General features: G+C 73.2%; 18 protein-coding genes. 11 read left to right on the forward strand and 7 right to left on the reverse strand.

Translation table 11 applies throughout. The annotated features are described in order from the left end of the window. Positions 1-25: 25 nt before the first annotated feature. From ABD296_RS23830 to ABD296_RS23840, 3 genes are read left to right on the forward strand one after another with little or no spacing between them, the layout of a single operon-like run. Positions 26-1,480 (forward strand): aldehyde dehydrogenase, encoded by a 1,455-nt coding sequence (locus ABD296_RS23830; protein ID WP_344271016.1) that lies wholly within the window; start codon positions 26-28, stop codon positions 1,478-1,480. Further along, positions 1,468-2,370 carry a DODA-type extradiol aromatic ring-opening family dioxygenase gene (locus tag ABD296_RS23835; protein ID WP_344271019.1) on the forward strand — a complete coding sequence of 301 codons (903 nt, stop codon included), beginning with the start codon at positions 1,468-1,470 and terminating at the stop codon, positions 2,368-2,370. The genes ABD296_RS23830 and ABD296_RS23835 overlap by 13 nt, the downstream gene beginning before the upstream one ends. Further along, entirely contained in the window at positions 2,370-3,215 is an 846-nt protein-coding gene (locus ABD296_RS23840; RefSeq protein WP_344271059.1) for a fumarylacetoacetate hydrolase family protein, read from the forward strand. The genes ABD296_RS23835 and ABD296_RS23840 overlap by 1 nt, the downstream gene beginning before the upstream one ends. A 72-nt stretch (positions 3,216-3,287) precedes the next feature. Here ABD296_RS23840 and ABD296_RS23845 read toward each other — a convergent pair whose 3' ends face one another. Then, the gene (locus ABD296_RS23845) at positions 3,288-4,220 is read right to left on the reverse strand and encodes a TIGR03619 family F420-dependent LLM class oxidoreductase (protein WP_344271022.1); all 933 of its coding nucleotides are present in this window, start codon (positions 4,218-4,220) and stop codon (positions 3,288-3,290) included. Positions 4,221-4,327: 107 nt separating this feature from the next. Further along, the gene (locus ABD296_RS23850) at positions 4,328-4,900 is read right to left on the reverse strand and encodes a MarR family winged helix-turn-helix transcriptional regulator (RefSeq protein WP_344271025.1); all 573 of its coding nucleotides are present in this window, start codon (positions 4,898-4,900) and stop codon (positions 4,328-4,330) included. A gap of 159 nt (positions 4,901-5,059) precedes the next feature. Here ABD296_RS23850 and ABD296_RS23855 point away from each other — a divergent pair, with 159 nt between their 5' ends. From ABD296_RS23855 to ABD296_RS23865, 3 genes are all read left to right on the forward strand, one after another. After that, positions 5,060-6,514, forward strand: a complete 1,455-nt coding sequence (locus ABD296_RS23855) for an APC family permease (RefSeq protein ID WP_344271027.1) — start codon at positions 5,060-5,062, stop codon at positions 6,512-6,514. Between the two features lie 26 nt (positions 6,515-6,540). Beyond that, positions 6,541-7,332: an SAM-dependent methyltransferase gene (locus ABD296_RS23860; RefSeq protein WP_344271029.1), complete on the forward strand. Its 792-nt coding sequence runs from the start codon at positions 6,541-6,543 to the stop codon at positions 7,330-7,332. A 464-nt stretch (positions 7,333-7,796) separates the two neighbouring features. Continuing rightward, positions 7,797-9,074 carry an HNH endonuclease signature motif containing protein gene (locus tag ABD296_RS23865; protein ID WP_344271031.1) on the forward strand — a complete coding sequence of 426 codons (1,278 nt, stop codon included), beginning with the start codon at positions 7,797-7,799 and terminating at the stop codon, positions 9,072-9,074. Positions 9,075-9,594: 520 nt separating this feature from the next. Here ABD296_RS23865 and ABD296_RS23870 read toward each other — a convergent pair. Next, positions 9,595-10,521, reverse strand: coding sequence for a LysR family transcriptional regulator (locus ABD296_RS23870; RefSeq protein ID WP_344271033.1), 927 nt, complete (start codon positions 10,519-10,521; stop codon positions 9,595-9,597). Between the two features lie 86 nt (positions 10,522-10,607). On the opposite strand from ABD296_RS23870, the gene ABD296_RS23875 reads away from it, so the two are divergent. Beyond that, positions 10,608-11,093: a VOC family protein gene (locus ABD296_RS23875; protein ID WP_344271035.1), complete on the forward strand. Its 486-nt coding sequence runs from the start codon at positions 10,608-10,610 to the stop codon at positions 11,091-11,093. Positions 11,094-11,097: 4 nt separating this feature from the next. Here ABD296_RS23875 and ABD296_RS23880 read toward each other — a convergent pair whose 3' ends face one another. Beyond that, positions 11,098-11,886, reverse strand: coding sequence for an acetoacetate decarboxylase family protein (locus ABD296_RS23880; RefSeq protein WP_344271037.1), 789 nt, complete (start codon positions 11,884-11,886; stop codon positions 11,098-11,100). Positions 11,887-12,041: 155 nt separating this feature from the next. Here ABD296_RS23880 and ABD296_RS23885 point away from each other — a divergent pair, with 155 nt between their 5' ends. From ABD296_RS23885 to ABD296_RS23895, 3 genes are read left to right on the forward strand one after another with little or no spacing between them, the layout of a single operon-like run. Further along, complete coding sequence (locus ABD296_RS23885; protein ID WP_344271040.1) at positions 12,042-13,403, forward strand: glutamine synthetase family protein; 1,362 nt, start codon at positions 12,042-12,044, stop codon at positions 13,401-13,403. A gap of 36 nt (positions 13,404-13,439) precedes the next feature. Further along, a complete protein-coding gene (locus ABD296_RS23890; RefSeq protein ID WP_344271043.1) occupies positions 13,440-14,690 on the forward strand; it encodes a cytochrome P450 in 1,251 nt (416 codons plus the stop codon). Positions 14,691-14,736: 46 nt separating this feature from the next. Further along, positions 14,737-19,377 carry a hypothetical protein gene (locus tag ABD296_RS23895; RefSeq protein WP_344271045.1) on the forward strand — a complete coding sequence of 1,547 codons (4,641 nt, stop codon included), beginning with the start codon at positions 14,737-14,739 and terminating at the stop codon, positions 19,375-19,377. A 10-nt stretch (positions 19,378-19,387) separates the two neighbouring features. On the opposite strand, the gene ABD296_RS23900 is transcribed toward ABD296_RS23895, so the two are convergent. After that, positions 19,388-19,564 (reverse strand): amidase family protein, encoded by a 177-nt coding sequence (locus ABD296_RS23900; protein WP_344271048.1) that lies wholly within the window; start codon positions 19,562-19,564, stop codon positions 19,388-19,390. Positions 19,565-19,687: 123 nt separating this feature from the next. Between ABD296_RS23900 and ABD296_RS23905 the strand changes: the two genes are divergently transcribed. Next, positions 19,688-20,764 carry an alpha/beta hydrolase gene (locus tag ABD296_RS23905; protein ID WP_344271051.1) on the forward strand — a complete coding sequence of 359 codons (1,077 nt, stop codon included), beginning with the start codon at positions 19,688-19,690 and terminating at the stop codon, positions 20,762-20,764. Between the two features lie 19 nt (positions 20,765-20,783). On the opposite strand, the gene ABD296_RS23910 is transcribed toward ABD296_RS23905, so the two are convergent. Both ABD296_RS23910 and ABD296_RS23915 read right to left on the reverse strand, forming a co-directional pair. Next, the gene (locus ABD296_RS23910) at positions 20,784-22,211 is read right to left on the reverse strand and encodes an aldehyde dehydrogenase family protein (RefSeq protein WP_344271053.1); all 1,428 of its coding nucleotides are present in this window, start codon (positions 22,209-22,211) and stop codon (positions 20,784-20,786) included. A 4-nt stretch (positions 22,212-22,215) separates the two neighbouring features. Further along, on the reverse strand, positions 22,216-23,193 hold a 978-nt coding region (locus ABD296_RS23915), incomplete at its 5' end, for a helix-turn-helix domain-containing protein (protein ID WP_344271056.1).

Raw genomic sequence — 23,193 nt, forward strand, 5'->3', positions numbered from 1 at the left:
GACCAAACAAACTGGAGGTGCAGCGATGGCAGCAGTCGCCGGCGTCGCCGTCGAGCCCGGCCACTGGATCGGCGGCGAGCGCGTCGGACCCGGGTCCGGCGGGACGTTCGCGGACGTCTCGCCGATCGACGAGCGGACGGTCGCCGAGATCGCGCGGGGCGGGGCGGGCGAGGCGGAGGCGGCGGTGGCCGCGGCGCGCCGGGCGTTCCCCGCCTGGTCGCGCACGTCGCGGGAGGAGCGGGCGCGCCTGCTGCACGCGATCGCCGACGGCGTCGACAAGCGCGTCGAGGAGCTGGCGCAGGTCGAGACCGCCGACAACGGCGCGCTGGTCCGCTCGCACCGGCGCGGCGTGATGCCGCGCGTCGCGCACAATTTCCGGTTCTTCGCCGACCGGCTGCTGAGGCTCGGCCACGAGGACTTCGACACCCGTGGCCACACCAACCACGTCAGCTGGGACCCGGCAGGCGTCTGCGCGCTCATCACCCCGTGGAACGCACCGCTGATGCTGGCGACGTGGAAGATCGCGCCCGCGCTCGCGGCCGGGAACACCGTCGTGCTCAAGCCCGCCGAGTGGACGCCGCTGACCGCGTCGCTGCTCGCCGGCATCACCGCCGAGGCCGGGCTCCCGGACGGGGTGTTCAACGTCGTCCAGGGCTACGGCGCCGAGGTCGGCGGCCCGCTCACCGCGCACCCGGACGTCAAGCGGATCAGCTTCACCGGCTCGGTGCCGACCGCGAAGGCGATCGCCGCTGCGGCCGCACCTAACCTGACGCCGCTGTCTCTGGAGCTGGGCGGCAAGTCGCCCCTGCTGGTGTTCGCCGACGCCGACCTGGACCTGGCCGTCGACCTAGCCGTCGAGCAGTACGACAACGCCGGGCAGGTCTGCCTCGCCGCGACGCGGCTGCTGGTCGAGTCGTCCGTCGCCGGGGAGTTCACCGAGCGGTTCCTGGCGAAGGCCGCCGCGCTGCGGCAGGGCGACCCGCGCGACGAGGCCACCGACATCGGCCCGCAGATCCACCGCCGCCACCTCGAACGCGTCGACGGGTTCGTCCGGCGCGCCAAGGACGCGGGCGCGCGCGCTCTCCTCGGCGGCGGGCCCAACGAGAAGTTGGGCGGGCTTTACTACCGTCCGACGCTCTTTACTGGGGCTCCCGAGGGCGCCGAGATCCTCACCGAGGAGGTCTTCGGGCCGGTACTGACTCTCCAGACGTTCGACACCGAGGAGCAGGCCGTCGCCATGGCCAACGGGACGCGGTTCGGGCTCGCCGCCACCCTTGCCACGGGCGACCCGGAGCGCGCGCGGCGCGTCACCTCGCGGCTCGTCGCCGGGACGGTGTGGGTGAACTGCTTCTTCGTCCGCGACCTGCGGGCGCCCTTCGGAGGGGCCCGCGAATCCGGCATGGGACGCGAGGGCGGAGACTGGAGCTTCGACTTCTACTGCGACGTGAAGAACACGGTGACGGCCCCATGGGCGAGGTAGCCGGCGCGGGGCTCCTCGCGCACGTCCCCACGATCGTCCTGCCCGAGGTCACCCGCCGCGAGCTCAACCACGGCGAGGACACCACCCTCGTGCCCGGTCTCCGGAAACTGCGCGCGGACGTCTTCGACCGCGACGACTACGACACCGTCGTCGTCCTCGACTCGCACTGGGCCACCACCGTCGAGTTCGTCACGACCGCGCAGGAACGCCGCGCCGGGCTGTACACGTCCGAGGAACTGCCGCGCGGTATGTGCCGCATGCCATACGACTTTCCCGGCGACCCGGAGCTGGCGCGGGCGGTCGCCCGGTACGCCGACAAGCACGGGACGTACATCACCCCGATCGACGACCCCTACCTGCCGATCTTCTACGCGACCGTCAACCTGTGGACGCACCTCGGCGTGCGCGACGACCCGTACCTCGGCCTCCCCGGGAAGCGGTGGATGTCGATCGGCGTGTGCCAGACCGCCGACACCGAGGACTTCCTGCGCCTCGGCCGCGCCCTCGGCGACGCCATCGCCGCGACCGACCGGCGCGTGCTGCTGATCGCGTCCGGCGCGCTGTCGCACACGTTCTGGCCGCTGCGCGCCATCCGCCACCACGAGGCGTCCGGCCCCGAGCACATCTTCACCCCCGAGGCGCGCGCCGCCGACGAGCAGCGCATCGCCTGGCTGCGGGACGGCGACCACGCCCGCGTGCTCGACACCATGCCGGAATTCCTCGCCTACAAGCCCGAGGCGCGCTTCGGGCATTACCTGATGATGATCGGCGCATTGGGGGAGCGCGCCTGCACCGCCCCCGGACGCCTTTACAGCCGCTACGAGAACTCCGTCGGAACGGGCCAGGTGCACATCTGGTTCGACCGCCCCGAGAACGGATGGGCTTCCTGATGCCTGAGTATCGACGGATTCTGCTGGACGGAGCCGCGACGCAGGTGATTCGGGACGGCGACGACCTGGTCAGCGCGGACGGCCGCCGCGTGCGCGCCGACGCCGCCGTCCACCTGCCGCCGTGCGAGCCGTCCAAGGTGATCGCGGTGCATCTCAACCACCGCAGCCGGGTCGAGGAGTTCCAGACGAAACTGCCGCCCGCGCCGACCTATTTCCACAAGCCGGTGTCGGCGCTGAACGCGCACGGCGGCGCGGTCGTGCGTCCGGAGCGCTGCAAATACCTCAATTACGAGGGTGAGATCGCCATCGTCATCGGCCGGACCGCGCGCAACATCGCACGGGACGAGGCCGGCGATTACATCGCGGGATACACGGTCGCCAACGACTACGGCCTCCACGATTTCCGCGACACCGACGCCGGGTCGATGCTGCGCGTGAAGGGGTCCGACACGCTGTGCCCGCTCGGCCCTGGGCTCGTCACCGATTGGGATTTTCGCGGCAAGTATCTGCGCACCTATGTGAACGGTGAACTGGTGCAGGACGGCAGTACCGACGAGATGGAATGGGACATGCACTACCTCGTCGCCGACATCGCCCGCACCATCACGCTTCGCCCCGGGGACGTGCTGCTGTCCGGCACTCCGGCGAACTCGCGTCCCGTTGCGCCGGGCGACCTCGTGGAGGTCGAGGCCGAAGGGCTCGGACGGCTCCGCAACCACATCGTGGCAGGTCCGGCGCCGATCCGGGACGACTGCGGCGCGCAGCCGACCGAGTCGGAAGAGGTCATCTCCACCGCCTTCGGCGGCGACTGGGAATTTCGCGGGATTCGTAAACCGCGTCGCTGAACCACGGGGGTCCGGGTCCGCGAATCCGGGGATATCCGGGCCTGCGCCGCGCGCGCAGGCCCGGACGTTCCTTTAGGAGAGCAGCGCTTCGGTGCGCCTGACGACCTCGCGGCAGAACGCGCCCACGCCGTCCGGGTCGTCGGTGAACTGCGACGGCTTGATGCAGAATGTCGTGAACCCCTGGGCGAGCTGCTCCGGAATGCTCTCCAGCGCCGGTTCCAGCGGGGAGACCGAATCGTCGTCGGGGAACACCGGACGGCAGCCGCCGATCATCTCCAGGTCGGCCGCGTCCCGTCCGGCGGACGCCATTCCCGCCTTCAGGCGTTCGAGTTCGTCCGGCGTCGGGCGGCCCAGCGGGTGGAAGCCGTGCCCGTACCGGACGAGCCGGTTCAGGAGCCGGTCATGCAGGTGCTGCCCGCCGAACCACATTCGCGGGCCGTCCGGACGGTAGGCGCGGGGCTCGAAGTAGACGTCCTCGAACGCGAAGTGCTTCCCGCGGTAGGAGACGGGGGAGCCGCGCCAGAGCAGGTCCCAGATCTCCAGCTGCTCGTCGAGGATCGCGCCGCGCTCGGTGAACGGGACGCCGAGCGCGGCGTACTCGTCCCGGCTCCAGCTCACCGTCGGCTGGACGACCAAGCGACCATCCGACAGCAGGTCCAGCGTGCCGATGTCGCGGGCGAGCGCGAGCGGGTGCTTCAGCGGCGCGAGAACGGCCGCTGCCGCGAGCCGGATCCGGGACGTGACCGAGGCGATCGCGCCGAGCAGCATCAGCGAACCGGGCCACGGGGTGAACGGGTCCTGGTTGCCCGGCAGCGCGTACTCGCGGGGATTGCCCATCACGCCGTCCGCGCCCGCGTCGGGGCCGAGCACGACGTGCTCGCTGACCATCACCGCGTCGAAGCCGGCGTCCTCGGCCTCGCGCGCCCAGCGGACGAGCACGGGCAGGTCGCGGCCGGTGGCCAGGGTCCAGTTCTCGCTGAGCACGAGCACGAAGCGGGGAGTCATGGCCGCATCGTAAGGGCCCAAACGATCTGCGGCAAGGGGTCCGGCAAGGGTGCGGCGGGGTGTCGGGCGGAGGTGTGGGGCGGGGCTGGCGGCAGGGACGGGCGAGGTCAGGAGCGCGGGCGGCGTCCCGAGCGGCGCGGGGGGAACGGCGACTCGGCCCGCAGCGCCTCCCGCCGCTCGTCGCCCGCCTCCTCCAGGTGCTCGACCACGGAGCGCAGCGTCTGCGCGAGCGTCCGGTTCTCGTCGCCGCTCAGCCGCTCCACCACGAACGCCTCCTCGGCGTTGAACGCCGGGAACAGCCCGCGCATCAGCTCCTGCCCCTTGTCGGTCAGCCGCAGCAGGACCAGCCGCCCGTCCGTCGCGTGCGAGCCGCGCTCGATCAGGCCGCGGCCCTCCAGCGTCTTGACCACGCCGGTGAGCGTGCCCTTGGAGATGCCGGCCTCCTCGGCGACGTGCCGGGTCTCCATCTCGTCCCAGATCCACACGACCCACAGCACGACGAACGCGGTCCACGTCAGGTCCGCGCCGCGCAGCACCGAGCTCTCGAAGTGCTGCCGGATCGCGGCGGCGGCCCGGTAGATGTTGGAGACCGCCATCATCGCGTCGTGGCGCAGCGGCACGTCGCCGAGTCGCCGCTGGATCGCCTGCTCGGTCTCTTGCAGTGTGTGGTGGCCGGTCACGTGCGTCCTCCCCGGGTGCGGCCCGGCGCCTCCGCGCGGGCCGACTGCGAATCTACCCTTGTCCGACGTCGTTTGAGCCCGTACGATCCATGTCGAGCGAACTCGTGCGGGCCCAAACGATCTTCTCTCGGCGGGTTCGCACCGGCACTGGAGCCGCACATGGCGATCCCCGAAGTCGTGTCCCCCTCCTCCTCCGGCACCGGACGCCGCCGCATCGGCGTCCCCGAGACCGTGTTCTTCGTCGTCGCGGCGTCCGCCCCGCTGACCGTCGCCGCCGGCGGCCTGCCGACCTCCTTCGCCGTCACCGGCGTCGTCGGCATCCCGCTGCTGTACGTGGTCCTCGCGGTGCTGCTCGCCGTCTTCACCGGCGGGTACGCCGCGATGAGCCGCTCCGTCACCAACGCCGGCGCCTTCTACGCCTACATCACCCGCGGCCTCGGACGCATCGCCGGCGTCGGCGCCGCCTTCGTCGCCCTCATCTCCTACAACACCATGCAGATCGGCCTGTACGGGTTGTTCGGCTTCACCACGGCCGACCTGCTGAAGTCCAAGACCGGCCTCGACCTGCCCTGGTGGACGGTCGCGCTGCTCGGCGTCGCCGTGGTCGCCGTCCTCGGGTTCCGGCGCGTCGACCTCAACGCCCGCGTCCTCGGCGTGCTGCTCGCCGTCGAGTTCCTCACCGTCCTGGTCTTCGACCTCGCCCAGCTCGCGGACGCCCCGTCCGGCGTGTCGCTCGCCCCGCTCGGCTTCCACGCCGCGAGCGACGGCGCCATCGGCGCGGCCTTCTGCTTCGCCATGGCCAGCTTCATGGGCTTCGAGGCCGCCGCCCTCTACAGCGAGGAATGCCGCGACCCGCGCCGGACGATCAGCCGCGCCACCTACATCGCCGTGGCCGTCATCGGCGTCTTCTACGCGTTCACGGCTTGGGCGATGACCGTCGGCACCGGCACGTCCCAGATCATCGGACGCGCCCAGAAGGACGGCCCCGGCCTCGTCTTCGCCCTCTCCGAAGAGCACGTCGGAAAGCTCTTCGCCGACCTCGCCCAACTCTTCCTCGTCACCAGCCTCTTCGCGGCCCTCCTGTCGTTCCACAACGCGGTGGCCCGGTACTTCTTCTCCCTCGGCCGCGAAGGCGTCCTCCCCGCCCCGCTGAGCAGGACCCACGCCAGGCACGGCTCACCGCACATCGGATCCCTGGCCCAGACCGTGCTCGCCGCCGTCGTGGTGACGGTCTTCGCCTTCTCCGGCAAGGACCCCGTCCTCACCCTCTTCAACTGGTTCACCAACCTCGGCGCCCTCGGCGTCATCCTGCTGCTCGCCCTGACCTCGGCGGCCGTGGTGGCCTACTTCGCCCGCGACCACCGCGGAGAGAACATCTGGAACCGCCTGATCGCACCCGCCGTCGCCTGCGCGGGCCTCGGCGCCGTCTTCGTCGCCAGCCTCCTCAACTTCGACGCGCTCCTCGGCGCCGAAAAGGGATCCGCGCTCACGTGGGCACTGCCCGGCCTCATCTTCGCCGCCGCCATTTTGGGCGCCGCCTTCGCCGCCTACCTGCGCCTGGCTCGGCCCCGCGCCTACGCCCGCATCGGCGACCCGGACGCCAAATTGGCCTGAAAACCAGCGCTCCGGGAGATGCCCCCGTGACCGAGAATCCCCCCATCGACACCTCGGTTCCGCATTCGGCGCGGGTGTGGAACCACCTGCTCGGCGGAAAGGACAACTACGAGGTCGACCGGCAGGCCGCCGAGCAGTTCCGCGCCATGTTCCCCCAGATCGTCGACATCGCCCGGGCGGACCGCGCCTTCCTCGGCCGGGCCGTCCGCCACCTCGCCGGCGAGGCCGGGATTCGGCAGTTCCTCGACATCGGCGCCGGCCTGCCGACCATGGACAACACCCACGAGGTCGCGCGCCGGACCGCACCCGACGCGCGCATCGTCTACGTCGACAACGACCCCCTCGTCCTGGCGCACGCGGGGCCGCTGCTGACCAGCAGCCCCGAAGGCGCCTGCGACTACGTCCACGGCGACCTGCGGGAACCCGAGGCCATTCTCGAAAGGGCCGGGGCAACCATCGACTTCGGCCGTCCCGTCGCCGTCATGCTGCTGGGCGTCGTCCATTTCATCCACGACGATGACGAGGTTCGCCGCATTCTCAGCCGCCTGCTGGACGCCGTCCCTTCCGGCAGCTCACTGGCCATCACCCACGCGACACTCGACTTCGACAAGGGCCGGACCGCCCAGGCCGAGGCCCAAGCGGACTGGAACGAGAAGTCGGCCAACCCCATGGTGCCGCGCGGCCGGGATACCATCGCGCGATTCTTCGGCGGCTTGGAACTCCTGCCGCCCGGAATCGTCTCAATGTCGCGCTGGCATCCCGAGCGGTCCGGGGTCGTCGAAGTCCCTGGGTATGGCGCTGTGGCCCGAAAAGCCTGACCGCGTCGCGCTCTGAGTTGGGGTTGGCGAGCTGTGGAGCGTTGTGCTCGCGACATGCTGAGCCCTAAAGGGGAGCGCGGATAGGTGCGGAGAACGTATCGCGAGACAAGGGCATTCGGCGAGGGGCGCGAGGGGTGCGAGGGGTGTTCGGCTGTTAGGAGGAAGGGTGTTCGTGTGGTGGGGTGGCGCTGGCGTACGGGGCCGCCCCTCCAAAGTCAAGGGCGCCTTCGGCGTCGCTTCGCGATGGACTTCGTCCACCCTTGACTTTGGAGCCTCTGCGGCCCCTGAGGCAGCGCTTAGGGGCAGGCTCCGCCTGCCCCGCCCGGGTCGCGCCACCCCACCACCCACCCACGTACGCGTGTTCACAAACCCCCACAAAACGACAATCGACACCTTTCTCCAGAGCGTCGAAATAAAGGGCGGTCGAGCCGACATTTGTCGGTCACGTAGGGTATGCTTTACCTATGCAATCAGTGACGGTCGACCTTGAGGCCGCGTCCACCGCACAATTGGTGGACGCGGTCTCGGCGATCGCCGCTGAACTCGCCCAGCGCCAAGCTCCCGAATCGGCGGCCGCGTGCCTGGAACTCACCGAGACCCTGGCCGCCGCCTGCGATATGCAGGAAAGCGCGCTGGCCGGTTTCATCCGTCGAGTCGATGCCACCGGGGAGCAGAAGCGCTGGGGGTTCCCCTCCACCCGGGCATGGCTACGATCCCGGCTCGGCATGCGGGAGAACCGCACCACCGAACGCCTCATCCTCGCCCGGCAGCGGCACCGCCTGCCGCGGGTGGCTGAACGGTTGGCGGCTGGGGAGTTGTCGTATGGGTATGCGGCGACGGTCGCGCAGAGTGTGGCGCGGCTGGAGGACACCGACTGCGCCGGGGCTGAGACCACGCTGCTGGGGTTTGTCGACCAAGGGTTCTCGGCGGCGAAGGTGGCGGTGTTCGGCCGCCGTATCTGCGATGTGATCGCCGAACGCGACGGCAAAGAGGCCGTCCCCGGTGAGGACGTCAAGCGCGGCTACGCCAAGTCCTGGATCACGAGCACCGGGTCCTTGGACGGCGGCCGGTACATCAAGGGCTGGCTGAACGCCGAAGACGCCGCGATCTGGGACGGGACTCTTGCCCCGCTGGCCAAGCCGGCCGGGCCTGATGACCACCGCGATGCAGGAGAGCGGACGGCGGCCGCGTTGTCGAGTGTGCTGTCGGGCGGGCATAAGACCACCAAGGTCACCGTCATCTGCGACCTGGAGACCCTGACCGGCGGCAATGCTCCGGCCCGCCTCACCGACGGCACCCCGATCCCCGCCGCCCAGGCCCGCCGCATCGCCCTGTCAGCCGGTGTATCGCCGCTCCTGCTGGGGCGAGGCCACACGCCGCTGTATCTCGGGTACCGGGAGCGGTTCGCCAGCGCCGCCCAACGCCAAGTCCTCGAGACGCAATACCCCACCTGCGCGGTACGGGAATGCGAGATCCCGGGGACGTTGTGCGAGGTCGACCACGTCAACGGCTGGGCCCTTGGCAATAGTCCGACGGATATCGATCAGCTCGCGCTGACCTGCGGGTGGCACAACCGCTTCAAACACACCAGCCCCCACCAGATCGGCATCAGCAAAGACCCCGACGGGCAGTACGTCTACCGGCTACTGCCACCACCGGGTGCCCGATCAAGAACCTGGACGGGTAGCGGGCCACCGGGAACGATCGGCCCACCCGATACCACCGCCAACTGGGCTGCATAACCCGCCCCACCCTCCACGCCACCGGTTCGCCCGAATCCAATCCGGATCTCGGGCGAACCGGCATGCCCACGTTGGCTCACAATGCGCCCACCCTCCGGCTGCACTGGCCCGAACCCGGACGACTCTCGCCCCAGCAATGGCCCGCAGCACCCTGCTTGCTGCCCTTGCCTCGTCGGCGGCCTTTGACTTCAGCTACGCAGGCCCGCAGGAACGGCTCCTCGGTCAGCCCCTCGGCGTTCCGCCCGCTCGTCTCTTCGTCCGCTGGTTCGGGGGCGGTGGGGTGGCGCGACCGGGGCGGGGCAGGCGGAGCCTGCCCCTTAAGCGCGGCCCCGTACGCCAGCGCCACCCCACCGCACGAACACCCTTCAACCCCGTCTCGAGTGCCCCCACGAACACCCCCACTGCCCCGGACACCCTCACACCCACTACCCGAACATCACCGCCCCACCGCCCCGGACACCCTGACTGCCTCGGGGCGACACCCAAAGGCGCGCGCGGCGTTGAGGTGGGGGGCGAGGGTTCAGGTCGGAGAGCGGGACCACTTCGGGGTCCAGGTGTCAGGGGTGGACGGTGGCGGGGCGAGGTGGATGCGGAGGGCGGTGAGGGCGGGGTGCGGGTTGTCGCGGTGCCAGATCAGCGAGTGCGGGTAGACGGGCGCCGGGTCCTGGACGGGGATGCGCCGCAGGCCGTAGTCGGCGGGCCAGACCAGGCGGGTCCGGTCGCCGACGAAGGTCGTCAGGGTGGCGGAGTCGGCGATCGTGTCCAGGAGGGGCTCCAGGCCGAAGTGGGGGCCGACGGAGTCGATGGTGAGGCCGAAGGCGGTGGCGAGGTCGTCGTAGAAGGCGGCCCACTCGGTTCCGGCGACGATGCCGGGCATCCAGATCCGGTGTCCGGCGAGGTCGGCGGGGCGGACGGTGCGGGCCGCGGCGAAGGGGTGGGACGGGCCGGTGATGAGCTGGACGGGCTCGTCCAGGACGCGGGCGGTCTCGATGCCGTCGGGGAGCCGGCCGGGTGCGGTGACGGCGCGGAAGGAGGCGTCGATGGTGCCGGAGGCGATCGCGTCGATGGCGGCGCCGGCGTCGAAGAGGGTGACGACGTCCAGGCGGGTGCCGGGGTGGGCGCGGTGGAAGTCGCGCAGGAGGGTCGCGGGGGCGAGCCGGCGGCCGATCACGTCGACGCGGAGGGCGCGGCTGCCGGGGCGCACGGAGGCGATCGCGCGTTCTTCGGCCTGGAGGAGGGCGCGGGCGTGGGGGAGGAACGCCTGCCCGTCGATGGTGAGGCGTGCGCCGCGCGCGGTGCGGGTGAACAGGCGGACGCCGAGCTCCTTCTCCAGGGCGGCGATGCGCTTGGAGACGGCCTGCTGGGTGATCGACAGTTCCGCGGCGGCGTACTGGAACCGGCCCGCGTCCGCGGCGGCGGCGAACGTCCGCACGGCTTCTAGGTCCACGTCGCCCGACCCTAGTTCACGACCTGTGGAACGAATCATTCCGTTCTGATAGGGTCCGAGTCGAAGCCGCGAGTTGGGAGAACATCATGGCTACGGACTTTCCCCAGGCGCCTGAGGGCTACGGCACGGTCACCCCGTGGATCGTCACGCGGGACACGGCGGCCCTGATCGGGTTCATCGAGGAGGCCTTCGGCGGCGAGGAGCTGAGCCGGATGGAGGTGGACGGGCGCATCGGGCACGCCGAGGCCCGGATCGGTGACTCGGTCGTGCTCATGTTCGACTCGCCGTTCCCGGTCGAGACGCCTGGTCTGCTGCGGTTGTTCGTGGACGACGTCGACGCGGTCGTTGAGCGCGCCGTCGCGGCGGGGGCGGTGGTGGTCACGCGTCCGACCGAGTTGTTCTGGGGCGACAAGGTGGGGCGCGTCCGCGATCCGCTGGGCAATATCTGGTGGATCCAGGAGCGGCTGGCCGAGTTGACGCCCGAGGAGATCGGCGAGCGGGCGATGGATCCGAAGTACGCCGAGGGCATGGCGTACGTGCAGTCGAGCCTCGGGCCGGCGCTTCCGGCGTGAGCCCTCAGGCGAGGACGCGGCCCCCGTTCCAGGTGACGCCGACCTGGCGGTAGTAGGCGGCGATGGGCTCTTCGACCGTCAGGAGCGAGAGTTCCTCGGTGGGGGAGTCGAAGAGGCGCAGGTCGGCGTCGCCCGTCCAGGCCTGGCCGGCCTCGAAGGCGGCGCCGCCCGACTCGATCAGCTCGTCCAGGGCCGGGGGCTCGCCGGGGGCGATGGACGGCAGGTGGCGGTGGTGGGCCATGGGGTGGCCGTTGACGAAGCCGTTGGTCTCGGACGGTTCGCGCAGCGTCACGACGGCCTCGGCGAGGCGGCGGTCGGCGGCGGCGAGGGTGGCGCCGAACCGGCCGCCCGCGGCGATGCGGGGCGCGCCCCTGCCGTAGGGGTGCGGGCGGGTCTGGTGGATGGAGCCGAGCTTCTTCGGATAGCCCTGGTGCAGCCCGCGGGCGATGGCGAAGTCCTTGTCGACCCAGATGTAGACGCAGCGCGAGTACGTCCGGCCCTGGAAGGAGCAGCGGACGACCACGAAGCACTCCTTGTACTGGGCGCGGACAGGGTCGAGCAACTCCTCGGCGGAGTCCGAGCAGGACTGCCAGTCCGCCCAGATGATCGCGACGGCGCCGGGGTCGTCGTCGGCGGGGGCGAGGGGGTCGGGTAGCAGTTCGGCGACCCGCGCGGGGTCCGTGCGGTACTCGATCGTGAGCAGGTCGCCCGAGTAGTGCCAGGGCGGGCTGGGGATCAGCGACGAGCGGCCCGTCGCGGTCTTCGGGTGCAGGAAACCTCGCACTGGCGCCACCGGGACCTCCATTTCATTTGGGCCCATACGATAGGCCGCCCGCCTGCCTTTGTCACTCCGCCCCTGGTGATCGAGGTCTGGCCGGCGGGACTCTTGTCAGGACCCACCGGCCGCCATATGGTTTGAGCCCAAACGAACCGAGGGGGGGCGAGCGCGTGAGCCCACAGGAGCCCGCCGCCGGCGCCGAGCCCGTGCAGGACGTGGTGCGGCGGCTGACCGCCGCCGGCGTGGACGTCGTGCGCGTCCAGTACCCCGACCTGATCGGCGTCGACCGGGGCCGGGACGTGCTGGTCGAGCGACTGCCCGCGGTCGTCGGGCACGGGCTGTCGTTCTGCCGCGCGATCTACCACACGAGCCCGCGGGGCGACGTGGTGGACGTCGCGGGCGGGCTCGGCGCGGGGCTCCCCGACATCTGCGTGCGCCCCGACCTGGCGACGCTGGCGACCCTTCCGTGGGAGCCGGGCGTCGCGTCCTGCCTCGGCGACGCCTACGAGCCCGGCGGCGACTTGTGCGCCGAGGGGCCGCGGGACGTGCTGCGCCGCGCCGTCGCGCGCATGGGCGAGATCGGTCTGGAACCGGTCGCGGGGCCCGAGTTGGAGTACTTCGTCTGCGAACCCGACGCGTCTTCGCCCACGGGATGGCGCCGGTACGGGGACGCGCCGGGCAATGTGTACTCGTCCGGCCTCAAGGGCGACCCCAGCAACCACCTGCTGCGGACCCTGCGGCATCTGCGCGACCTCGGGCTCGGCGTGACGATGGGCAACCACGAGTTCGGCGGCGGCCAGTTCGAGATCAACCTCGACCATTCGGGTGCGCTGGACGCCGCCGACCGTGCGTTCCGCTTCAAGTCGGCCGTCCAGGAGATCGCCCGGACGCAGGGGCTGCTCGCCACGTTCATGGCCAAGCCGTTCAACGACGAGGGCGGCTCGGGCTTCCATGTGCACCTGTCATGCCTGGACGGGGAGGGGCGGAACGCCTTCGACGGCGACGCGGCGCACGGCCTGTCGGAGACCGCGCACCAGGCGGTCGCGGGGGTGCTGGGGCACGCGCCCGCGCTCGCCGCGCTGCTGAACCCCACGATCAACTCCTACAAGCGGTTCGGTCCCGACACGCTCGCGCCGTGGCTGATCGACTGGGGGCTCGACAACCGCAGCGCGATGGTGCGGATCCCTCCGGAGCGGGGCGCGGCGTCCCGGCTGGAGGTCCGGCTCGGGGACGCCTCCGCCAACCCCTACCTCGGCATCGCCGGCCTGCTCACCGCCGTCTACCTGGGCGTCCGCGACAAGCTCGACGCCCCGCCGCCGCTGGAGGGCTACGGCTACGACGCCGCCAAGGCGCCCGTCCTGCCCGGTGACCTGACGGCCGCGCTGGACGCCCTCGAAGCGGACGAAGCGCTGGCCGAGGTGCTCGGCGACGGGTTCGTGTCGGCGTTCCTGGCCTACAAGCGGGACGAGGTCGCGCGCTTCGGGCGGCACGTGACCGACTGGGAGTTCCGCGAGTACGCCTACCACCTTTAAGGCCACCTCTGAGGCCTCCTGTAAGGAGCATGCGCGTTGACCAGCGACACCCTGGCCGTGGACCTCGCGGACCCCGACAACTTCCTCGACGGCGAGACGCCCTGGCGGATGTTCGACGCGCTGCGCCGCACCGCGCCCGTCCACTGGAACCCCGAGTCCGACGGCGGCAGCGGGTTCTGGTCGCTGACCCGGCACGCCGACGTCGTCGCCGTCGACCGCGACCAGGACCGGTTCACCTCCGAGAGGTTCGTGAACCTGGAGGAGGTGGACGAGCGGCAGGCCGAGATCCGGCGCTCGCTGCTGGAGACGGACGGGCCGCGGCACAACGCGCTCCGCCGCGTCCTGCAGCGCGAGTTCACCCCGCGCGCCATCGCCGGGTACGCGGCGTTCCTGCGCGGCCTGACCGCGCGGACCCTCGACCGGGCGCTCGCCCGCGGCACGTTCGACTTCGTCGCCGAGGTCGCCGCCGACTTCCCGATCAACGTGCTGGCCCGGATGCTGGACGTCCCCGACGGCGACACGCAGCGGCTCATCGACTGGGGCAACCGGATCATCGCCAACACCGACCCCGACTACGCCGACGTCCTGCTGCACAGCGAGGAGAGCGAGCGCTACCGCGACCTGCCGTTCCGCAGCCCGGCGTCGCTGGAGGTGTTCGAGTACGGGCGGGAGCTGGCGGCGCGGCGGCGCGGGGGAGCGGGCACCGACCTGGTCAGCCGGCTGGTCAACCACACCCCGATGGACGGCGTGCCGCTGTCGGACCGCGACTTCGACAACTACTTCCTGCTGCTGGTCGTCGCGGGCAACGAGACGACCCGGCACGCCATCACTCATGCGATGCGCGCGCTGATCGACCATCCCGAGCAGGCGGAGCGGCTGCGAGACGAGCCGGAGCTGATACCGGTCGCGGTGGAGGAGTTCCTGCGCTGGGCGTCGCCGGTCTACCACTTCCGCCGCACCGCGACCCGCGACACCGAGGTCGGCGGCACCGCGATCCGCGCGGGAGACAAGGTCGTGCTGTGGTTCGCGTCCGCGAACCGCGACGAGGACGCGTTCGCCGACCCCTACCGGTTCGACGTGACCCGGACCCCGAACGACCACATCGCGTTCGGGAAGGGCTCGCACTTCTGCCTGGGCAGCGCGCTCGCCCGGCTGGAGATGCGGATCATGTTCGAGGAGCTGCTGCCGCGGCTGGCGGACGTCCGGCTCGCGGGCGAGATCCGGCGGGTGCGGTCCAACTTCGTCAACGGGATCAAGGAGATGCCGGTGACCGTCACACCGGCTTGATCCTTTCCGGCGTGTTCTGTCCGGGGACGCTGCCATACTGCCCGGCATGTCCCCGCAGCTCCCGGCAGACCCCTTCGGTTCGACGCTGTATCTGGACTGGGTGCAGGAGGCCGACCCCGACGCCGTGCCCGACGCGGAGAAGCTGTTCGCGACCGTCAAGGCCGGCCTCGCGCGCGCGTACGAGCGGCCCGGCCGGTTCCTGGACGACACGAAGCGGCAGGTGCGTGGCCTCCCGGCCGCGCACCTGCCCTGGTTCTGGGACACCGTCGGGCACCGGCTGATCGGGTTCGCTCCCAGGCACGCCGCCACCGCCTACGCGGACGCCCGCGACGCCGAGGCACGGCACGCGCTTCCGGTCGACGACGGCTACCGCGTGGACAACGCCCTTCTGTTCGCCCGTTGCGGGGCCATCGGCGCCGCCCGGATCCGCGAGCACCAGGAGTGGCTCGCCGCGACCTACCCGGCCGGCCGCGCGCACCGCGAGTTCGCCCGGTTCGTCGCCGCCTGGGGCAGGAGCGGCGCCGCGCCGCCCGCCGACCTGCACACCCGCGTCCGCAGGTCGGCGAAGGCCGCCGGGCTCGGCCCGGCCGAGGACGCCGAGATCCTCGCGCAGGCCCTCGCCGACGCGCGCGGCACCGCCGTCCCGGACGGCCTGCTCGACGGCGCCGCGAAGGTGTTCGCCAAGGCGCCGCCGCTGGCGGCCCTGCGCGCCGGGCTCGCGGAGATCTTCCCGACCGGCGCCGTCGACGGCTCGGCCTGGCTGCGGATGCTCGACGCCGCCGGGATCATCGAGGCGATGGCGGACGGCGGCGTCCGCCCGTCCGGCGGGCTCGCGGGATGGCTCGGCGCGTTCGCCGCGCACTACTCCTACGTCCGCGTCGCCTACGGCGGCATCACCGCCCAGCCCATGCCGGACGAGCTGTTCGCCGCGCTGCCTCGCCTGGCGGCCCGGCTGCGCGCCGAGGCCGTCCCGGTGCGGCTGCACGAGTCGCGCTACCGGGGCGCGTCGCTGTTCGATGCCGACCTCGTCGACGCGTGCCTCGCCGAAGGCATCGCCGTGGAGGACCCGGGCGAGCGCGCGCGGCTGCACTTCTGGAGCCGGGATTCGCGCCGCGACCTGACGGCCATCGCCGCCGACCCGGTGTTCGGGCCCCGGCTGGAAGGAACCGTCCACGCGGGGCTGCGGCAGGGCACCGCGATCTCGCGGCTGCCCGAGACGCCCGGCGTGGAGAAGGCCGTCCACGCCCGGCTCTCCGCGCTGGTCGACGAGGCGGCGGACGGCGGGCTCGGCGCCGCCGACCGCGCCCTGACGGCCCTCGACGGCCTCCTCGACCCGCCGACGATCACCGCGCTGGACGGCATCGGCGACGCCCTCGCCGGGCTCGACCTGGCCGTCCCGCTCGCCCGCACGCTGCGCGCCGGCACCCTCGCCGAACTCGGCTGGCCCGCGCTGGACGAGGCGCTCGCCGACCTCGGCGAGGACGTCCTCGGCGTCACCTCCACCTGGCCCGTCCTCACCATCTACGGAGCCGCGCGCGCCATCGCCGTCGACCACGCGGGACGGCGCGGCGCCTGCGCGTTCGCCCTGCCCGGCGCGACAAGCGTCCGCACCGTCCACTACGCGGGCGGCGACTTTCTGGTCGGCTGGTCGGAGCGGGACGGCGCGCGCGGCGTGGACCGCGCCTTCTGGGCGAGCGCCCCCGGCGAGGTCTTCGAGCCGGAGAACAAGCTGGGGATGGTCGCGTGCCGGGCGCTGCGCAGCGGCGGGCAGGGCTACCAGTTCGAGGCCCGCGGCGGCCGCTACGACGGCGAACGCGTCCTGCTCCCCGGCGGCCTGGAGGGCATCGGCGCCCACGAGAAGCAGTATGGCGACGGCACCCGGATCTGGAGCGCGCCCCGGTACTCGGACTGGGAGGAGGAACTGGCCGTCCTTGATCCGGCGACGGGAGAGCGCGGGCCGGCCGCCTCGCCGCCGGACTTCCTCGCGTCCGACCCGCCGGACGGCGCCGCCTTGGACCCCGACTGGTCCAGCCTCGTCCGCCTTCCCGAGGGCGTGACCGCGTCGCCGCTCGGCCAGTCCGGCGGCCTCGCCGGGTTCCGCGTCGCCGCGATGAAGAGCGGCGGGAGCAGCCCGCCGTCCGGCTGGACGATCGAGGGCACCGACGGCCGCCGCGCCACGCTCCGCTACACCGAGGACGTCGGCGACCCGTGGGGCGTCCTGCGCATGCCCGGCGGCCCCGACCTCGTCGTCGCGCTGGAGGACTCCAACGCCTACGTGCCGATTCGCTGCTACGACGCGGCCGACGACACGCTGCTGTGGGAAGGGCGCGCCTACCCCCCAGGGAAGGTGCATTGGAGCGTCGACCCGCAGGGCCGTCCGATGCTGCCGCCGCCCGCCTTCTGGCACTTCCTCGCCCCGCGCGACGCCGCCTCCTCCGCAGCGCTCCGCCGCACCGGCGAGGCCGCCGCGCGCGCCCTGCTGGACGCCGCGCCGTCGCCTGAGGCGGTGCGCGACGCGCTGGCCCGCGAGATGCCCGAGGTCACCGACCCCGCGATCGCCGCCGGAGTCGTCGCCACGGTGCTGCGGGCCGCGGACGTGCTGCGTCGCCGCCGCGCGCTGTCGCGCCGCGTCGAGGTGATCCGGTCCGGCGCGACGGTGCGGCCGCCCGCCGAGACCCCCGACACCGACCTCGACGACGCGCTGCTCGGGCTGCTGCCCCCGCCGCCCCGGTTCGACGGCGGCGAGCGGTCGCCGCGTCCGGCCACCGTCACCGCGATCGCCGCCGACGGCCGGTACCTCGCCGGCGAGATCGACGACGCGACCCGGCTGAACAGCCCGCCCGCGCGGCCCCTCGACTGGGCGCCGCTGCTCGGCGCGATCGGCGCCGCCGCGTGGCGGCTCGTCGCGCCGTCGACGAGCGACGCGGATCGCGCGTCCCTCGCCGCGCTGCTGCGCACCTGGGCGGAGCAGCCGTTCGCCCGCCCGGGCGCCTGGCGGCGCGGCTACGCGACCGGCGCCACCCTCGCCGGGCTGCGCGAGGCCGTCATCGTCGGCGCCGTCCCGCCCGCCGGCGGGCCGATCGACCCGGCGAGGGCGTACCGGTTCGTCCAGCGCGCCGAGGCCCCGGAGCCGGCCGGCGCGACGAAGACCGAGACCGTGACCGTCACCCGCGACGACGCCGCCCGGCTCCGCCGCCTCCTCGACCTGTACGAGCGGAACGGGCCGCTCGCGCGGGACGAGGACGCCGTCGCCGCGTTCGTCCGGGGCACCGGCGTCCGCCGCGCCATCGCGGCGCTCGTCCTGGACGGCCTGCCTCGGCGCGCCTACGAGGGCGGCGACCTCGTCACCCGGTTCGACGCCCACAAGAAGATGCTGCGCACCAAGCCGTACTCGGCGACCAATGAGGTCGCGCAGGAGGCCGAGAACCTCTCCCAGCGCCTCGGCGTCCCCGGCCGGCAGCGCGTGGTCGCCGCCGGCATGCCCGGCGATCCCGCCGAGCTGTGGGCGGAGGGCGGTCTCGCGGCCGCCGCCGGGCGCATGGCCGAGGCGTGGTCGCGGCTCCTCGGCCGCCGCGCCGCCGTGGACGAGGCCCTGGTCGCCGACCTGGAACGCGACCTCGGCCTCCCGGACCCGTGGGCCGCCGCCCTCGCCGACCCGGCCGCGTCCGCGATCGCCGCCGACGACCTGACCTGCGTCGTCGCCGACCGTGAACCGTACGGCATCGGCGTCCACATCGTCCTGTCCGACGGCACGGTGAACACGCGGCGCATGGACCACGACCCGTACGTTCCGCTCGCGTCCGTGCTGGTGTGGGCGCTGACGGAACGTCCCGTCGGCGACCCGGCGGTCTCCGGCGTGCCCGATCTCGCCGCGCGGTTGAAGGCGCGGCTGGCCGCCCCCGGCCTGCTGCTCCCGCTCGGCCCGTGCTCCCTCGGCGACACCGGGCGGCGCGGGAGCCTGTTCGGACCGGACGTCCATCCTGTCCGCAGCGCCACCCGCGACGGCGTGTCCGCCGGGCCGGACGGCGACGCGCTCGCCTACGACGACGGCCTGCTGATCGTCGACGGCCGGCAGGCGCTCGCGCCCGTGATCCTCCGCCCGTCGGCGCTCGCCGACCGGGCCGCCCGCGCGCGCCTCGAACGCCTCTGCGCCGACCACGGCCTGGACCGCCTGCTCCGCAGCGTCGAGGGCGCCGTACTGCGCGCCGACGCGGTCGCCCGCATGGTCGCCCGCGCCGCCGCCACGCCCGTCCCGCCCGGCGGCTACGAGGCGAACCCGCTGCTCAGCGTCCCGGACCTGGTGGCCGAGGCCGCCGCCGAGACCGGCACGAGCGAGGACGCGGCCGTCCTCTACCTGCAGTTGCTCACCCTCGTCCGCCCCACCGACCGCAACGTCCGCAAATGGAACGGCTGGACGGCCGCCCGGCACAAGGCGGCCCAGGCGGAACTCGTGGACCGCGCCCTCGTCCAGCAGGACAAGCGCGCCCGCGCGGGCCGCACCGCGTTCGTCCCCGGCGAATGGCTCACGCTCAAGGCCCCCGAACTCCCCGTGGAGGCCGCCAAGCTCGCCACCCACCTGGCCAGGGCGGTCCGCGACAGGAGCGTCGGCGGCCCGTTCGCACGCCTGCTGCCCCCGCGCCCTCTGCACGAGATGTTCGAAACCGCCTGGACCGCCCGCCACCCCTGACCGCGCACCGTCACAGGCCGCTGCGGGGGAAGCCGCCGGTGTCCGTGCCGATGGGGGCCTGGCCGATCCCGGCCGCGACGGACGCGGCGGACCCGGAGCTGGAGCCCCCGGCCGTCCGTCCCACGTCCCACGGGTTGTTCGCCTGCCCGTAGTCCGCATGGACGAAGCCGTAAGCGAACTCCAGCATGCCGGCGAGACGCCTCGCAGGAAGTCCCGCTCGGCGGATGGTTCGCCCTGGACCGAACCATGTTCGGCGCGCGCGGGACATCGGGAGTACGGTGTCCGGAATGTCCGCGTGGTTGGAGGATCGATGCCGCAGCTCACCGAAATGGTCCCGCCGTCGGTCGCGGGGGCCGTGCTCCGCGCCGTGTTCGCGCTGCCGGACCCGGTGCGGCGGGTGATCGCCGGCCGGCCGGTGGTGCGGGACGGGCAGCGGCTCTCGCTGGACGCGCAGCTGCTCTTGCTGATGACGCGGCTGGAGGGCGCGAGCCTCACCGGGGCGACGGTGCGGGAGTCGCGGCAGGGCCTCGCCCGCGGGCAGCAGTACATCAACCGGGTGCCGGAGCGGCCGGTGCTGACGCGGGACCTGACCGCCGCGGAAGCGGTCCCCGCGCGGCTGTACACGCCGAAGGCGCTGGCGGAGGGGTCGCCGCTGCTGGTGTTCTTCCACGGCGGCGGCTGGGTGATCGGCGACATCGAGACCCACGACTCGGTCTGCCGTTACCTGGCGGTGAACGCGGAGGTGCGGGTGCTGTCGGTGGACTACCGGCTCGCGCCCGAGCACCGGTTCCCGGCGGCGGCGGACGACGCGCTCGCCGCGTACGCGTGGGCGGTGGAGAACGCGGCGGCGCTCGGCGCCGACCCGTGCGCCATCGCGGTCGGCGGCGACAGCGCCGGCGGGAACCTCGCCGCGGTCACCGGGCTGTTCGCCGAGCGCCGGCCGGACTTCGCGCTGCTGTTCTACCCGGCCACCGACATGTCGGTGCGGCGCCGGTCGCGGGAGCTGTTCGCGGACGGGTTCTACCTGACCGACGCGGACATGGTCTGGTTCAGCGACCACTACTGCCCGGACGTGGAGACGCGCACCGACCCGAAGGCGTCGCCGCTGCTGGCCGAGGACGTGAGCCGGTTCCCCGCCACCTACCTCGTCACCGCCGGGTTCGACCCGCTGCGCGACGAGGGGGAGGCGTTCGGGAAGCGGCTGGCGGAGGCCGGGGTGCCGGTCGCACTGCGGCGGCAGGAGGACCTGATCCACGGGTTCGCGAACATGTGGGGGCTCGGCGGCCGGTTCCAGGAGGCCCTCGCCGAGGCCGCCGGGGCGCTGCGGACCGGACTGCGGCTGTCCGAGGCGTCCGTGCGCGCGGGCGGGCCCGGCCCCACCGGGTGAGGCCGGGCCCGGCCGGGGGTCAGAGGGGCAGGCCCGTGAAGATCATGACCTTCTCCTCGGTGTAGTCGGCCATCGCCGACCGCAGGCCCTCGCGCCCGACGCCGGAGTCCTTCACGCCGCCGTAGGGCATCTGGTCGGCGCGGTAGGACGGGACGTCGCCGATCACGACGCCGCCCACGTCCAGCTCGCGGTGGGCGCGGAACGCGATGTCGAGGTTCCGCGTGAACACGCCCGCCTGCAGGCCGAACTTGGAGTCGTTGACCAGCGCGAACGCCTCGTCCACGCCGTCGACGGGCTGGACGAGCATGACCGGGCCGAAGACCTCCTCGCGCGACACCCTGGCGTCGGCCGGGACGTCGGCGAGGACGGTCGGGGCGTAGGTCGCGCCCTCGCGGACGCCGCCGGCGAGGACCTTCGCGCCGGCCGCGACGGCCTCGTCCACCCACGCCTCGACGCGCTCGGCGGCGTCCTGGCTGACCAGCGGGCCGACCTGGGTCTTGTCGTCCCACGGGTCGCCGGTGACGAGGGCGCCGACCTGCTCGACGAGCTTCGGCACGAACTCCTCGTACACCGACCGGTCGACGTAGACGCGCTGGACGGCGATGCAGCTCTGCCCGGCCTGGTAGTTGGCGAACAGCCCGATCCGCTTGGCGGCCCAGTCGAGGTCGGCGTCCGGCAGCACGACCGCCGCGCCGTTGCCGCCGAGCTCCAGGGTGACGTGCTTGCGCGGCACCTGGTCGTTGATCGCCCAGCCGACGGGGACGGACCCGGTGAACGACACGATCGGCAGCCGCGGGTCGTCGACCAGCGCGGACGCGCGGTCGTTCGGGACCGGCAGGACGGAGAACATCCCGGCGGGAAGGTCGGTCTCGGCGAGCAGCTCGCCGAGCAGCAGCGCCGACAGCGGCGTGGCGGGCGCCGGCTTCAGCACGATCGGGGTGCCCGCCGCGATCGCCGGGGCGATCTTGTGGGCGGCGAGGTTCAGCGGGAAGTTGAACGGCGAGATGCCGAGCACCGGGCCCTTCGGCACGCGGGTGATGTAGGCCATCCGGCCCTCCGCGGCGGGGTCGGTGTCCAGGCGCTGGGTCGTGGCGCTGAACCGGCGGGCCTCCTCGGCGGCGAACCGGAACGTGGAGACCGCGCGGGTCACCTCGCCGCGCGCCCACAGCAGCGGCTTGCCGTTCTCGGCGGTGATCAGCCGGGCGACCTCCTCGGCGCGCTCGGCCAGCCGCGCGGACACGTGCGCGAGGGCCTCCGCGCGCACGTGCAGCGGCAGCGCCGCCGCCTCCCGGCGGACCGCGTCGGCCGCCGCGACCGCCTCCTCCACCTGTGCGGGCGTCGGCACGGCGGCGGTCCCGACGACCCGGCCGTCGTAGGGGTGCGTAACGGTCAGCTCACCGTCACCGGTCTCGGGGCGACCGGCCAGCCAGAATGGGGTCACGTTCATGGCCTCACGCTATCTCCGGCGCGCCGGATGGCGAGTCTCCAGGTTGGCCAATCGGACCGTCCTCGTTGTCCGTCACGGCCAGTGCGATCCACAGTTCCGCGCGGACGGCCGGGTCGTCGAGGTCGCGGTCGAGCAGTTCGGCGGCCTTGCGCATCCGGGACCGCAGCGTGTGCCGGTGCACGCCGAGCGCCCGCGCCGCCGCCTCGCCCTGCCCGTTCGCGGCGACGTAGGCGCGGACCGTCCCGACCAGGCCTTCGGCGCGCAGCGGGGCGAGCAGCGCGGCGGCGAACGCGTGCGCCGCCGCGGGTTCCAGCAGGCCGAGGACGCCCTGCCCCGGCAGGTCCGCATGGTGCAGGACGGGACGCCCGGCGCGGCGCGCGGCCGCGAGCGCGTCCTCGGCCTGCCGGAGCGCCCCGGCGAGGGCTCCGGCCCGCCCGTCGTCGATGGCGGCCGGGTCGCTGACGCCGATGGGGCCGGTGGCCGCGAGCAGGGCCGTCACCTGGCCGGCCAGGTCGTCCGGGACGATCACGGCGGTGCCGCCGGCCAGCGGCGCCGCCAGGCACCGTTCCCCGGCCGGGTCGGACTCCAGCGGGTCGAGCAGGCCGGCGCCGCCCGCGCCCGCCATCACGCGGACCGGTCCGTCCGGCACCGCGGGCCCGGTGGCCGGGCGTCCGGCGAGCAGCGCCGCGAGCGCGGCCAGCGCGGCCCGCCCGGTGCGGGGCGTCTCCGACTGGAGCGTCAGCAGCGCGACGGCCGCGCCGACGATGGTGTGCGCGACGTGCGGGAGCGGCGCGTGCGTCCCGACGGCGAGGAACCCGCGCGGGCGCCCGCCGAGCCCGATCCGCTGCAGGACGATGTGGTCGTCGGGCACCGCGAGCGCCATGCTCGCCGGCGACGACCCCGAGGCGGGGCGGCGGCGCAGCCGCGCCAGCTCGGGGGCCAGGTCGGCGGCGCGGTCGCGGGCGGCGGCGAGGGCGGCGTC

The sequence above is a fragment of the Actinomadura napierensis genome, assembly GCF_039529375.1.
Lineage (GTDB): Bacteria > Actinomycetota > Actinomycetes > Streptosporangiales > Streptosporangiaceae > Spirillospora > Spirillospora napierensis.